Raw genomic sequence first — 13,846 nt, 5'->3', positions numbered from 1 at the left:
GGTTTGGCAGAATGCTGCCGCAATTCAAAAAAGCTCCCCCAGCACTACACCGCAGCTACGCTGGCGCACATGGCATATGAGATCGTCTCTACTCACTTCGTCGCTCACGAGCACGACCTCGCCGACGCGTATGAGCTCTACCGCGCACGCGTGGCCATGAGTCGCGCGGAGGTTGTTGCGATCTCTCCAAGCCCGCACCCGATTGACAGCGAGTTCTTCCTGTGGGACCTGCGCTGCCAAGCCGCCTACGACAACCTGCCCGCCCCGGACACCATGCAGCTCTATGAGCTCAATGCGTTGGTGGATTTTGTCACGACGGATCGTGATGAGGCGGTGGAGGATTTCTTCTTCGAAGGCCCCACCGAGCCGACTGCGTACCCGGCGTTCCTCGGCGGGCTTGCGGATTTCCGGGTGCGTGACGCGCCGACAGACGCGATGTCACTGATCACCGTCATCTACCTGGGTGCGGAGCACAACGCGGCCACAGCGGAGGCGCTGTACCAGGAGCTCATTGGCCACGTGCACGCCGTGGCGTACCAACCCAACCTCGCCGAAAGTGACAGCACGGAGCAAACCAAACTCGTGGGGCCCCTTTGGCTTCGCGACGCCACACTCAACATCATCGGCAAAGGCGACGGCCTCTTCTCCCCCGGCAAAACCACCTGGACCGGCTGGTTCCTCACCGGAGACACCCCCGAGGCGGTTGAGAACGCGCTCACTGAGCGTATCGACGCAGGCGCCGTCGTCCTCGCCCGCACCGTCGCCGAGCCGTTCTAAGCGTCCAGCTTCTCCCCGAGCGGCCCCGCAATGATCAGGCGGATGACGTAGATCGTCAGCGCTGGCAGGAGGAACACCGTCAAGGGCACGGCCCACCCGATCGGCAGCGCAACCACGCCCCACACCCCTGCCGCCAGGACAATGACCGCGCCGAGGGTGTGGGGGAGGTGGCGGAGGGTGGTGAGCGTGGCGTCGATAAGCAAAGGCCCAAAAGGCGCCGGACGGGAGGACGCGAGGCCGTAGAACCACACCGTCACCCCCGCGATGAGGAATAGGCCGGACAAAGCGAGGGCCTGGATGAGCGTGAGTGCGAAGCCGGAGACGCCGGCCTGGAACACCACGAACTGCTGGTACGCAAGCAGACCCAGCAAGAGAACGAGGAGGAACCAATAGGCGGTGGCGGGTTTCCAGTGGGAGGTGAGCTCACGAAGAAAGCGGAGCCAGTAGCGCGAGCCGACGCCCTGGATCATGTCGCGCACCACCACATTGGCTGCGCGCACCGCCGCGCCAACCGTGACTACTGGCAGGCAGGCGACCACCAAAAACATGTTGAGAATGACAATGTCCGCCATCAGCGTGACGGCGGACATGAAACGGGACTCTGGGTGGAACACCCTTTTAAGGCTAGCCCGACTTAGCCCTTCACTGCACCTGCAGCGACACCTTCAACGATGTGCTTCTGTGCAGACATGTAGAACACGATGATCGGGATGATGGCCAGCACCAGCATCGCCATCATTGCGCCCATGTCGCGGTTGCCCTGGGAGCCCACGAACTGCTGGATCACAACCGGGATCGTGCGGTACGGGGTGGACAGGCCGATGACCAGGTACGGCAGCAGGTAGTCGTTCCACACCCACATGGCGTTCAGGATGGCCACGGTGATCGCGGTTGGCTTCAGCATGGGAAGTACGACGCGGAAGAAGGTGGTGAGGGGCGAGCAGCCGTCGATAACCGCGGCCTCTTCGATCTCCAGCGGGATGGACTTAACAAAGCCCGCGAACATGAACACGGACAGGCCAGCGCCGAAGCCCATGTACAACACCACCATGCCCAGCGGGTTGTCCAAGCCCAGGCGGTCCGCGATGGCCACGGTTGGGAACATCACCATCTGGAACGGGATGACCATGGAGAACACGAACATGTAGTACAGTGCGGACGTCCACCACGTCTTCACACGGGTGATGTAGTAGGCGGTCATGGCGGAGAAGAACACAATCGCGGCCACGGACAGAATCGTGATCACAAACGACCACACGATGGCCATGCCAAAGCCTTCGCCTTGGATGCCGGTGATGTAGTTCTCAAACCCAGCCCACATGTCCCCCAGCGGCAACGCGAACGGGTTGTTGGAGATGGAGAACTTCTGCTTGAAACTGTTGAGCAGGATGAAGAAGATCGGGCCCAAAAACACCACGGTGAGGAAGAGCAGCACGGCGTAGATCAGGGTCTTCGCCGGGCCGGAGACGCGCGCCTCCGAGGCCTTCACCGGAGCTTTATCCGTTGCCTTCTTGGCCGAAGCTTCAGGTGCTTGAATGCTGGTAGTCATGGGTTATGCCTCCACTTCCCTGCGACGGGTGGTGCTGAGCTGGAACATTGCAATGACAACGACAACAACCACAAAGATCACTGCCTTTGCCTGGCCAACGCCCTCAACACCGACGCGGTTGAACATGGTGTTCACAATGTTCAGCGCCACCATCTCGGTCTGGCCGCCAGGCGCACCGTTGGTCAGCGCCAGGTTCTGGTCGAACAGCTTGAACGTGTTGGACAGCGTCAGGAACAGGCAGATGGTGATGGACGGCATGATCATTGGGATGGTCACGTGCCGCAGCATCTCCCACTTGCTTACGCCATCCAGCTCGGCGGCCTCGATCAGCTCCGGCGGCACGTTCTGCAGACCGGCGATGTAGATGATCATCATGTAGCCCACCAGCTGCCAGTTCAGCAGGATGACCAGGCCGGCGAAGCCGAACTTCCAGTCAGACACGATCGTGGTGCCGTACTTGGCCAGCACCGCGTTGATCATGGACTGCCAGGTGTAGCCCAGCACGATGCCGCCGATCAGGTTGGGCATGAAGAAGATCGTGCGGAAGAAGTTAGTTCCTTTAAGTTTGCGGGTGAGCACCCACGCGATGGCAAATGCGAACACGTTCACCGTGATGATGGACACGATGGATACCAGCGCCGTGAACCCGAAGGATCGCACGAACCCTTCTCGGGCGTTGAACGCCTGTACGTAGTTGTCCAACCCCACCCACGTTGCGTTGGTGATGGTTGTGAAGTTGGTGAACGAGAGCAGGAAACCCATCACAAACGGAACCAGGAATGCGATGAGGAATGCCAGCAACGTTGGCAAAACGAAAATTGGGAAATACTTTTTCAAAGACTGTTGCATGCGTAGGTGCCTCTTTCGGGAGGGTTGTGGTGAGGGGGTATCCCCTCACCACGGGCTGTCGCTTATCGACGACAACGTGTGATCCGCTTTTACGCTACCCAGCTTTTAGCTGGTGCGCTTCTCGGCCTTCCAGTCCTCGACGAACTTGGCCACAACGTCAGACCACTCCATGTTGCCGGACGCGTACTGTGCCAGGTTGCCACCGAAGAGATCCTTGAACTGCTGCGACGGGAAGTACTGGAAGTCCCACGGGATGGTGGAAACCTCAGTGTTAGCAATCGCAGCCTGAACCTGCTTTGCCAGCGGGTCAGCCGGGGTGTCCTCCGGGCCGTAGTTCTTAAACGGAGCGATGAAGCCGAGATCATTGATCACGTGCTCCTTGCCCGCATCAGAGGTGAACAGCCAGTCCAGGAAGTCCTTGGACGCCTGCTGGTCCTCTTCAGATGCCTGGGAGTTCACAGCAAAGTAGTTCTCAGTACCAACGTTGATGCCGGTGGTCTCCTCATTCGGCAGACCCATGTACATCGGCATGAACTTGATCTTGTCTTCCTTGACCACGTTGCCGTTGACCTCAGCGATCTGGCTCCATGCCCAGTTGCCGTTCTGCACCATGGCGGCCTTGCCCTGTGCGAACTCAGCCATGGAGTCGCTCACTGCCTTGGACGGTGCCAGGGACGGCTGGACGGTGGAGTTCTGCAGGTACAGGTCGAAGAGGTTCTTGAACTCCTCGTTGTACTCAAAGGTCACGTCGGCGGTGTTCTGGTCGCCAACATTCTCAAACTCGTAGTGCATCGGGCCGTTGGCCAGGTGGGTCTGCCAGCGCCAGTCCTCACCAGAGGCAAGGGAGGTGGAGGCAAACGCGCCGTCAATACCCAGCTCGTCCTTCTTGGCCTGCATGTCCTCAGCCAGAGCCTTCAGGGACTCGAAGTTGGTGACCTCATCCACGGACGTGACTGCCGCACCCGGGAGTGCGAAGTACTGGTCCAGGATCTCCTCGTTGTAGAGGATGCCGAAGCCCTCCACAGCGAACGGGACGCCGCGAACGGTGCCGTCCTCGCCCTCAAGCGGGGTCACGTCCTCGTTCAGCTGCTGTGCAACCTGGGTGTCGCCGAGGTCAGCGGTGTAGTCCTTCCAGGTTTCAAAGCCGGTCGGGCCGTTCATCTGGAACAGGGTCGGGGCGTCAGACTTGGACACCTCGGTGCGCAGGGTCTGCTCGTACTTACCGGAGGCGGCGGTAACCACCTTCACCGGAACGCCGGTCTCTTCGGTGTATTCCTTTGCAATCTGCTGGTAAGCCGCATCCTGCTCCGGCTTGAAGTTGAGGAAGTACACGCTTGGGCCGGCTTCGCCGCCGCTGCCACCGCAGGCAACGAGGCTGGTAGCGGTCAGTGCTGCAGCTGCCGTGGTGGCAAGTACGCGACTGATCTTATTCATGAGTCGTCCTTCTACTAAGGGAAACGTCGTACGTTTACCAGTGTAGTGACATGTCAATACCCATCAAAACAGTTGTGTGATGCGTCACGATCCGGTGCAGACTCCCCGCGGTAGACCATCGCTTCATCACGGTGGGTGGGCAGGACGTGGTCGAAGTAAGACTCGGCTGCCTCTGCAAGCGGGACGAAACGCTTGTCGTTTTGGCTCATGAACCAGCGGTGGTCCAGGATCTCGTGGAAGATCTGGGCGGGTTCGAGTTTCTCGCGCAGTTTGGGCGGGATCAGGCTCACCACCGGCTCGTATTCCTTGACCATCCAGCGATGCGCCACCGCCTCAAGCGGGAGTTTGCCGCCGTAGCGCACGGCGCGGTAGACCTCCATCTCACCCAACAGCCGCTGCGCCTGGCGGTCCTGGACGTCCAGGCCGGTCAGGGCTTGCAATTTTCTACGGTTAAAGCCCGTGGAGAACACCGCCGGCTGGACATGGACGCGGCGCATGTCGCCCTCGTTGGAGATCTCCATTTCGCCCACGTCAAAACCAAGCGCGTTGATCTTGGCCACGCGCTCACTGATCGCGTCAAACGCCTGGTTGCCCTGGACGTAGAGGTCACCCGTCATCAGGTCCCACAGCTCCAGGTAATTGCGCTCGATCTCGTTGCCCACGGCGATGACGTCCATGGTTTCGTCGATCATGCCGCCGGCTTGGAGGTCCATTAACTCGCCGATGATGTTGACGCGGGCCACGTCCACGTCGTAAAGCCTGCGGCCCTTGGACAGCGGTTCGTGGAACTCGCCGGTCTCCGCGTCCACCAGGTAGGCGAGGAACTCGTCTGCGTCACGGCGGAACAGCGTGTTCGACAGCGACACATCCCCCCAGTAAAAGTTGACCAGGTGCAGGCGCACCAAGAGCACGGCAAGCGCCCTGATCAGCTTGCTTACGGTGTACGGGGCGAGCTCGCGGGAGAACAGATCGCGGTACGGCAAAGAAAACCGCAGGTGCTCGGTGACCAGGCAGGCGGTCAGCGGCTCACCATCCGCATCCACGCGGTGGGTGATCACCGCCACCGGCACCACGCACGGCACACCTAATTCCTGCAGGCGGCGCAGCATGCGGTACTCGTGGTACGCCACAGACTCACCGATCTCCTTGACCGCAAACACCAACTCATCGGCGGCGATCAGGCGGACCGTGTGGCGGGAAATACCGCGCGGCAGCGCTGCAAGCAGATCTGAGTCCCATTCCTCCAGCGGCACCGACCACGGCATGGTGAGCAGCGTCGGCGCATACGCTGGAGAAACTACGTTCAGCTTCTCCAGAGACACAGCTAAACCAGCTAAACCAGCAAGAAGCTAGATGCGCTGACCCGTCGCCTTGGAAAAGACGTGCAGGCCGCCCTCCTTGATGCGAGCGTGGATCACGTCGCCCTTCTTCGCGCCGGACAGCGGCGGGGTGCGCACCACAATCTGGTCGCTCGCAGCACCCTCGCGGCCTTCCTCCAAGCCGGCTTCGCGCCAGCCGCCGCCAGCCAGGTGGCCGTAGACGTAGGAGTCAGAGCCCAGCTCCTCCACAAAATCCACCTCAACCGGGATCGTGTGCGGCTCATCAGCGCCGACAAGTTCCAGCGACTCCGGACGGAAGCCAAGGATCACCTGGCCGTTGTCTTCCACGGATAGGGCGTTGAGCGTAGCGTCGTCCAGCGGGATGCTCGCCTGACCGATGCGCGCGGTGCGGGTCTGCGGATCCACATCAAAGGTGGACAGGTTCATGGCGGGCGAGCCGATGAAACCAGCAACGAAGACGTTATCCGGGTGATCATAAAGCTCACGCGGGGTGCCTACCTGCTGCAAGACGCCGAAGTTCAGCACGGCGATGCGGTCGCCCATGGTCAGCGCCTCGGTCTGGTCGTGCGTGACGTACAGGGTGGTCACGCCCATGCGACGCTGCAGGTTAGCAATCTGGGTACGGGTTTGCACGCGGAGTTTGGCGTCCAGGTTGGACAGCGGCTCGTCCATAAGGAACACCTGCGGCTCACGCACAATCGCACGACCCATGGCCACGCGCTGGCGCTGACCACCGGACAGGGCCTTCGGCTTGCGGTCCAGGTACTGCGTCAGGTCCAGCGTTGCCGCTGCCTCTTCCACACGACGGTTGATCTCGCCCTTGTCCATACCCGCAATCTTCAGCGCAAAACCGATGTTCTCGCGCACGGTCATGTGCGGGTACAGGGCGTAGTTCTGGAACACCATGGCAATGTCGCGCTCTTTGGGGCTGGCGTTGGTCACGTCCTTGTCCCCGATGAGAATGCGGCCCTCATTGGTGTCTTCCAGGCCTGCGAGCATGCGCAGTGCGGTGGACTTGCCGGAGCCGGACGGGCCGACGAGCACGAGGAATTCGCCGTCTGCGATTTCCAGGTTCAGGCGGTCAACGCTGGGCTTGTCCGCGCCGGGGTAAATACGGGTGGCCTGGTCATAGGTCACGGTTGCCATAGTGTTCTCCTCCATCGGCAGGTACGTGCCGAACGATCCGTTGTGGGGTGTACAGCTCAAACGTTACACGTGCGCAGGGGCTTTTTGCTTGTCGACGCCTAACGCTGCCCTCTCACCCTGCCCAGCCGAATATCCGCGCGTACCATGGCCGCCATGAATCCGGATAACAATAAGGGATACCGCGGATCTCGAAGCACGAAGGGCAAGGACTGGGCTGCCGTCTTGGGCCTGACTGCCTTGCTGGGCGGCATTGGCGGCACGGTGGGCTACGCCCTGCCGGATACGCCCGAGCCTGTGGTGATTGCCACCCAGGCCGAGGCACCCGCGGTGGAGATCTCGGACCCCTCGGATGTGATGCTGGCGGATGATGAGGCGCGCCTGCTTCGTGACGTGGAGCGTCTCCAGCACCCGGACACGGTGAAGAAGCTCCACTTCATCACGCTGGACGAGGGCCGCGAGAACGTCAACGACGCGGTAGAGAACTTCCTGCGTGATAACTTCCCGGACCAAATCCTGGACAAGAAGTTTGCGGATGGCATGTTGATCGTTGGCACCGACGTCAAAGGCCGCAACAACTTCATCTTCGCCGGTGAGGACGTTGCCAACCAGCTCTACTTGCGCTCCGGCGAGCGCCTGGAGGACGCCCTTGAGGCGATGAAGCCTGGGCTGCGGGACGACAATATCCCGGCCGGCTACTTCGCCGGCGCGGACCTTGCCATGGACATTGATGCCGCGCAGAACTACCCGGTTGACAGCGCCGCCGGCAACAAGGCAGCCGCTGGCATCGGCCTTGGCGCTGGTGTTGGCGGCGTGACGCTGGCGGGTGGCGCGATTGCGGCGAGCCAGCGCAGCAAACGCAGGAAAGCGATTGCTCAGGCCCGCGAGAACCATGCGATCATTGGCCGCGAGTTCACGGGTCTGAGCCAGCGCATTGATGAGTTGGACATTCGCGCCAATTCCGTGTCTAGCGCGTTTGCTAACGCGGAGCTGCGCAAGCAGTGGGAGGAGGTGCGCGACCGCTTCCTGGGCATGCATGACGCGATGCAGCTGGAGGTGGGCACGGACCGCCAGGCGTGGGAGAACCACAAGAAGCTGGCCAAGTTCGCCGAGACCGTGCAGGACACGGGTAACGCGGAGGAGAACATCAACCGCCTGTTTGCGGTTGAGCAGGGCGATCCGGCTGAGCGCGCCGTGATTATCAATGAGGTGCGCACGGACGTGATCAAGGCCCGCCGCCAGATCAAGGACCAGGAGCTGAAGCGCGAGCTGGCCAAGTTGGAGCGCGGCCTGGATTACCTGGACCAGAACCCGGATTATCCGAAGTTTGTGGACCAGTTCACCCGCATTCTTTCTGATTACAACCAGCTCATCCCGGAGATCAAGCGCCGCGAGTTCTCGGACGTGAAGGAGTACAACAAGCTCTACGCTCCGCGCCTTACGGATCCTGGCTACATCTACTCCAACTACATCCCGTACGTGACTATCTACAGCTGGCATTCCTCCAACGTGGAGGCCCACCAGGCTGCGCAGTCTTCGTCCTCGTCTTCGTTTAGCGCGAACACGGGCTTCAGCTCGGGCTTTTCGGGTGCGGGTGGTTCCAGCTCTTACTAGGTGTTGGGGCTTCTCGCTTGCCGACGCCCCAAGCGTCCCCTAGGCCTATGCCCGCCGCCCTAGCCTGCCCCAAACATCGGATAGTGCCGGTTTAGTGCTGGGGGAGCTTTTTTCAATTGCGGCAGCATGTTGCCAAACCGGGGATAGTTGCCGCAATTGCTTGAGGCGTCTGCTTGAAGCGTCCACCCGGGGGAGTCGCGGTAAAGTCAGCGGTGTCCTGTTTCCCCCCTCTGCTGAAAGAGAAAAAGACCATGAAGAAACTGATGGGCGCCGCTGTTGCCGCCTCGCTGGTATTCACCCCTGCAACCGTCGCACCTCAGGCGCAGGCGAAAGTCTTTACGCCACCAGTTCTGACTACGAAGAAGTGCTACCCGAACTGCGAAAACGAAAAGGGCAAGAACAACACCGGCGGCACCCAGAACAACACGCAGGACAACAAGTCCAGCTCTGACATCGGAGCTGCCATTGGTGTGATTGTCTTGCTGGCTCTGTTCCTGCCCATCATGGCGTGGTTCAACCCTTATAACCCGAACGGTAGCTTTGCCAACGCGTAGCTAAAGCGCGCTATTTCCGCTGGTCAGAGCCTGCAAGAAAAAAGTTTGGCTAAGGACTAGACAAGAAATGTAAGCCGTGTGTATAGTTTCTCTTAGCAGGTTCTCTCGCCCACGGTCCAACCCCCCCGTGACCGGATGAGCGCTCACCCACCCCCCCCATTTTAGAGCGCGAGTGGCGAGGGGACCTGCTCTTCGTCTCTCCGACAGAATCCCTGCAACCTCGGGTTAAGCGACAAAATGTGTGCTTTTCTCGGCGTGTCGATTTAAGTGACAAAATGTGTGCTTTTCGGGGGTTGGAATGGGCCGGGCCCGGGGTGCTGTGCTGGGGTTATGAGCGTCCTGCCCAGCCGTGTCGGATGGCCCAGGAGGGGTTGAAGTCGGTGTCGATGCCGGTGTCGTAGACTTTCGGCCGGCCGTCGGGTGAGTTGGCTTGGTCGCGTTCACGCATGTGTGCCTGGCGGGCGTGTGCGTAGCCTTTGCGGCCGAAGTCTTGCTCGATTGCTAGCGCCAGCGGGTCATCGTGGTGTTGGGTGTGCAGGTAGAGCCACCAGTCCATGATGATTCGTTGATGTTCGTCAAATGCGCCGCGGTGGGCTCGGGCAAGGTGTTTCAGCTGTGCGTTCACGCCGCCTTCCAGGCTGTTTGTGGTGGTCTTCAGCTCGGTTGTGGTGCGGTGTGGTGGGTTGAGCCAGACGAAGAGGTGGCCTTGTTGGTAGAGACGCTCGAACCGGCGGTAGGCTCTGCGGGCTCTGGGGTGGGTGTACCACCATTGCTGGTTGTCGCGGATGCGTTTTGGGATCTCTTCTGGGGCGACTTGGTTGCGGTAGGTGCGGTCTTTGAGCCAGTCACCGTAGAGGTCATGGAAGCGGTTGAGGCGAAGTACCCAGGTAATTGCCTGGTCACGGGTGGTGATGTGGGTTAGCTGGTTGCCGAGGCGAAGGAGTGCTTTGTGCGCGGTGATTGTTGGTTGGCGTGTGGTGTCTTTGATGGTGTCGCGGCGTACGTGGACGAGGCAGCGTTGGATGGAGGCGTTTGGCCAGCATTGTTTGATGGCCTTGTTTGCGCCACCGGAGCCGTCTGTGGTCACGACTAGGGGTTCGGCGATCAGGTCGAAGAGTTTGGCGTAGTCGTAGGCGGTTTCTCGTGTGCACCAGTGCCAGGCAACGACGTGTTCGCTGGTTGCAGCGACAAGCAGGCATTTTTTGTGGAAGTAGGTGCCGTCAATAAACAGCTGGTCGTAGACGCGGTACGGGTCTGGTTTGCATGGGACGATGATGAACCAGAAGTAGGTGAACCAGCGGATCAATGTGCGCCTGGAGACGTTGTGTGCAGCAGCCACAGCGTCGAGGGGACGCTGGCCGGTGATCCAGTCGATGAAGATGGCAAACCGATATGCGCTGGTCTTAGCCGTGTTCGGGTTGGTGAAGGTGTGCCCGCAGTGTGTACAGCGCCATCGCTGTTTTCCGCTGGAGGTGGTGCCCATTTTCGTGGCGGTGTGCTCGCATGCCGGGCATAGGGGCCTGTTGTGTTTTCTCTTCCTGTGTTGAGTTGGCATGCAGCTGGTTTAACAGCTTGCTGTCGTAGCACATCCAACGCCTGAAGTGGTGGACCTTCCGGTCTATGGTCGGGAATCCCGATTCAACGAGCACTCTCCCGCCGTAGGCCCAGGCAGGCCCGGGAATCCATATCCAAAAAAGCACACATTTTGTCGCTTAACCCGCAACCTCCTGGTACAGGCTCTGCACGGGAGCGACACACACAAGCCCGCGGAGATCCAATATTCCTCACGCCAAAGTCCTACGCAGACTGGCATTGCAACCGGGAATTAAGCGTGGAGTGCCAAACATCGGAGAACAAGGGTCGGATGGGCCCTCTCGGCGAGGTGCCATGACTGGGGCTATGGGAGAAGTCTTCCCGTGGGCCGCCTCGGCTCTGCAAAAAAGGATTTGAGCGAGGTAGCAACTGCCTCCACGACGGGCGACGGATCTGATCGCCACACAAGCGTCGCTTCTAGGTAACGTCTACCGCCACGGATCTCCGCAATCGCGACGTCAGCGTGAACACTACGAACAACAGTTGAGAGCGTGATTGTGCACCCCAAGCCAGCACTCACCATCGCTAAGAGAGTGTATGAATCAGGCGCAGTCTGCGTGATCTTGGGTTTGATGCCGGCTGACTCGAGTAGTTTCAGGGCCGTGCCGCGGAGGCCGGACCCTTTTAGGTCTTCAAGCATGATCCATGATTCGTGCTTGAGTTTTTCTAGATCAATGACTGGTTCCGAGGCCAACGGGTGGGTCGGTGGGAGAGCTAAAACTATCTCCTCAAATTCCACGAGAAGCTCATTGAGCTCTGGCTTGACCAGCGGTCTCTTTGAGAAAGCCAAGTCAAGTTTGCCATCAGCCACTAAGCCTTGGGCCTCACCCGCATAGATCATTGGCACTAAATCAAGCTCCACCGCGGGAAGTTCTTTGCGGAGTTGTTGGGCTAGGGGTGGAAGAAGGCTATTTACTGAGGCGCCTGCGTAGCCGAGCGAAACCCGTCCACGCACGCCCTTTTGTGCGTGGTTAAGGACATCTAGCGCATTCTTCTCTGCGCGAGCTATCTCGCGGGCGTGTGGGAGGAAGGTTTCCCCTTCAACTGTCAGTCTTAAGGGTCGGTATTCGCGGGCAATTAGTTCAGCGCCGACTTCTTGCTCTAGACGGCGGACCCGTTGGCTCACCAGTGGTTGGCTTATGCCAAGTATCGCTGCTGCCTTTGAAAAGCTTGCCTCTTCATGCACTGCGATGAATGAATGAATATTGCGCGTATCCACAGTATGCCTTTTTCTTATAAGTGATAATCCATTGTTATTGGACGATATGTGTCCTGCTCAATAACTTCTAGTCAGTGTTATCTACGCCACATTGACGTTGTGGATAGCTCAAGACTGGAAGGAGACCACGAGTGCCGAATAATCGAGTGCTGGTAACTGGCGGTAGCAGAGGAATTGGTGCCGCAGTAGTCGAATCATGTAAATCCCAAGGCTATGAAGTCATTGTTTTAGATAGAGATGGTGACGGAGCGATACATTGCGATCTTTCGGATCCTGTTGAGACTCAAGCGGCGCTTGAAAAAGCCCTGGAAGGTGGCCCAATTTGCCGCCTAGTCAACAACGTCGGCGCAGTCTTTCCGAACAGTTTGGAAAACCAAACAGTAGCGGAGTTTAACGCCGTCATGAACCTTAATCTGCGAAGCGCGTTTCTTTGCATGCAGGCATTGGCGCCAGGGATGAGGCAAGAGCAGTTTGGCCGAGTGGTGAACATTTCTTCCCGTGCGGCCTTGGGCAAGCTCGATCGTTCTGCATACGCGGCTTCCAAAGCAGGACTAATTGGCATGACGAAGACGTGGGCGCTCGAACTGGCATCGCAGGGGATCACTGCAAATGCCGTTGCACCAGGACCTATCGCTACAGAGCTGTTCAATAATGCGAATCCGGAAAACGCCCCCAAGACCCGGCAGATCATTGAAGCGATTCCAGTTAAGCGGATGGGTGCCCCAGCGGAGGTAGCCAACGCGGTCTCTTTCTTTCTTGGGGAAGAAGCCGGATTTGTGACTGGACAGGTTCTCTACGTTTGTGGGGGCATGACGGTAGGAGCTCAGCATGTCTAACACGAAAATGGCGATCTTTGGGGGCGGATCAATTGGTATTGCCTTCGCAGTTGTCTTCCTGCGTGAGGGTAATGACGTAGCAATCTACGAGCCCTCGGCAGAGCGCCGCTCTCTGATTCTCGATGAGGTCTGTGCAAGGGCAGAGCAGTTGTCCGCGGCAGGTTTGGCTTCACTGACGGAGGAGCAGGTACAAGTGCACCTCAGCGTCGGTGAAGATCTCTCGGAAGTATTGCGAGGGGCCGATTTAGTCCAAGAATGTATTCCCGAACAGCTTGAGCTGAAACGGGATCTCTTCCGGCAGATCGCGGAACATGTAGATCAGGATGTCATCGTCGCCAGCTCGTCGTCTGCCATTACGGCATCGAAGAGCATGGAAGACACTGGCTTGATTGAGCAAGGATTGGTCGCTCATCCCGGCAACCCACCGTATCTGCTTCCCGTCATTGAGATTGTCCCAACACCGAAAACCAATAAGGCGTTGGTGGAACGAGCAATCGAGATCTATGCGAGCTGTGGTTTAGAACCGGTGCTCATCAAAGTTGAACAGGAAGGATTCGTGTTCAACCGTTTGCAGGGTGCCCTTCTCCGCGAAGCCTATGCCTTGGTTCGTGATGGGGTAATTGGAGCTAACGACTTGGACAAAGTGGTTCGGGACGGACTTGGACGCCGTTGGGCTTTCATGGGGCCATTCGAAGTTGCTGACGTTAACACTCGCGGAGGCATCGTGAAACACGCAGAGCGCCTGGGGCCGGCGTATTTGCGGATGGGCCAGGAGCGAGGCCAAAACGATCCGTGGGAGCCTGATCTGGTTTCGCGGGTCGAGGCCGAACGACGAGAAGTTATGCCGCTAGATAAGTGGGAAGAAAGGGTCGCGTGGCGCGACTCTGCTCTCCTGGAACTCGAAAAACTCAAGCAAACTCTGGAGGGAAAGGGTTAAA

Annotated in this window: 13 protein-coding genes; 5 read left to right on the top strand and 8 right to left on the bottom strand. The window is 59.1% G+C overall.

The features are described from left to right. Nucleotides 1-69 precede the first annotated feature (69 nt). A complete protein-coding gene (locus I6I71_RS02835; protein ID WP_201822103.1) occupies nucleotides 70-777 on the top strand; it encodes a hypothetical protein in 708 nt (235 codons plus the stop codon). Here I6I71_RS02835 and I6I71_RS02830 read toward each other — a convergent pair. From I6I71_RS02830 to I6I71_RS02805, 6 genes are all read right to left on the bottom strand, one after another. Then, on the bottom strand, nucleotides 774-1,367 hold the full coding sequence (locus I6I71_RS02830; protein ID WP_201822101.1) for a MusI family membrane protein: 594 nt from the start codon (nucleotides 1,365-1,367) through the stop codon (nucleotides 774-776). The genes I6I71_RS02835 and I6I71_RS02830 overlap by 4 nt on opposite strands. Nucleotides 1,368-1,411: 44 nt before the next feature. Beyond that, a complete protein-coding gene (locus I6I71_RS02825; RefSeq protein WP_052205711.1) occupies nucleotides 1,412-2,326 on the bottom strand; it encodes a carbohydrate ABC transporter permease in 915 nt (304 codons plus the stop codon). Between the two features lie 3 nt (nucleotides 2,327-2,329). Further along, the gene (locus I6I71_RS02820; protein ID WP_052205712.1) at nucleotides 2,330-3,175 is read right to left on the bottom strand and encodes a carbohydrate ABC transporter permease; all 846 of its coding nucleotides are present in this window, start codon (nucleotides 3,173-3,175) and stop codon (nucleotides 2,330-2,332) included. A gap of 105 nt (nucleotides 3,176-3,280) precedes the next feature. Beyond that, a complete protein-coding gene (locus tag I6I71_RS02815) occupies nucleotides 3,281-4,609 on the bottom strand; it encodes an ABC transporter substrate-binding protein (protein ID WP_201822099.1) in 1,329 nt (442 codons plus the stop codon). A gap of 53 nt (nucleotides 4,610-4,662) precedes the next feature. Next, the gene (locus tag I6I71_RS02810; protein ID WP_201823231.1) at nucleotides 4,663-5,874 is read right to left on the bottom strand and encodes a DUF4032 domain-containing protein; all 1,212 of its coding nucleotides are present in this window, start codon (nucleotides 5,872-5,874) and stop codon (nucleotides 4,663-4,665) included. Between the two features lie 84 nt (nucleotides 5,875-5,958). Then, nucleotides 5,959-7,095, bottom strand: a complete 1,137-nt coding sequence (locus tag I6I71_RS02805) for an ABC transporter ATP-binding protein (protein WP_052205714.1) — start codon at nucleotides 7,093-7,095, stop codon at nucleotides 5,959-5,961. A gap of 153 nt (nucleotides 7,096-7,248) precedes the next feature. Here I6I71_RS02805 and I6I71_RS02800 point away from each other — a divergent pair, with 153 nt between their 5' ends. Together I6I71_RS02800 and I6I71_RS02795 are read left to right on the top strand one after the other, a co-directional pair. Further along, entirely contained in the window at nucleotides 7,249-8,706 is a 1,458-nt protein-coding gene (locus I6I71_RS02800; protein ID WP_201822097.1) for a DUF5129 domain-containing protein, read from the top strand. A 251-nt stretch (nucleotides 8,707-8,957) separates the two neighbouring features. Then, nucleotides 8,958-9,260 (top strand): hypothetical protein, encoded by a 303-nt coding sequence (locus I6I71_RS02795; protein ID WP_201822095.1) that lies wholly within the window; start codon nucleotides 8,958-8,960, stop codon nucleotides 9,258-9,260. Between the two features lie 328 nt (nucleotides 9,261-9,588). Here I6I71_RS02795 and I6I71_RS02790 read toward each other — a convergent pair whose 3' ends face one another. Together I6I71_RS02790 and I6I71_RS02785 are read right to left on the bottom strand one after the other, a co-directional pair. Then, a complete protein-coding gene (locus I6I71_RS02790; RefSeq protein ID WP_269090332.1) occupies nucleotides 9,589-10,815 on the bottom strand; it encodes an IS1249 family transposase in 1,227 nt (408 codons plus the stop codon). Nucleotides 10,816-11,157: 342 nt separating this feature from the next. Beyond that, nucleotides 11,158-12,072, bottom strand: coding sequence for a LysR family transcriptional regulator (locus I6I71_RS02785; RefSeq protein WP_201822093.1), 915 nt, complete (start codon nucleotides 12,070-12,072; stop codon nucleotides 11,158-11,160). Between the two features lie 131 nt (nucleotides 12,073-12,203). Between I6I71_RS02785 and I6I71_RS02780 the strand changes: the two genes are divergently transcribed. Then, on the top strand, nucleotides 12,204-12,908 hold the full coding sequence (locus tag I6I71_RS02780) for an SDR family oxidoreductase (RefSeq protein ID WP_201822091.1): 705 nt from the start codon (nucleotides 12,204-12,206) through the stop codon (nucleotides 12,906-12,908). After that, the gene (locus I6I71_RS02775; RefSeq protein ID WP_201822089.1) at nucleotides 12,901-13,845 is read left to right on the top strand and encodes a 3-hydroxyacyl-CoA dehydrogenase; all 945 of its coding nucleotides are present in this window, start codon (nucleotides 12,901-12,903) and stop codon (nucleotides 13,843-13,845) included. Before I6I71_RS02780 ends, I6I71_RS02775 begins: the two co-directional genes overlap by 8 nt. The last annotated feature ends 1 nt before the right edge of the window (nucleotide 13,846 follow it).

Origin of the sequence: Corynebacterium riegelii, assembly GCF_016728505.1 — a bacterium.
GTDB lineage: Bacteria > Actinomycetota > Actinomycetes > Mycobacteriales > Mycobacteriaceae > Corynebacterium > Corynebacterium riegelii.
This window is presented reverse-complemented; position numbering and strand designations above follow the sequence as displayed.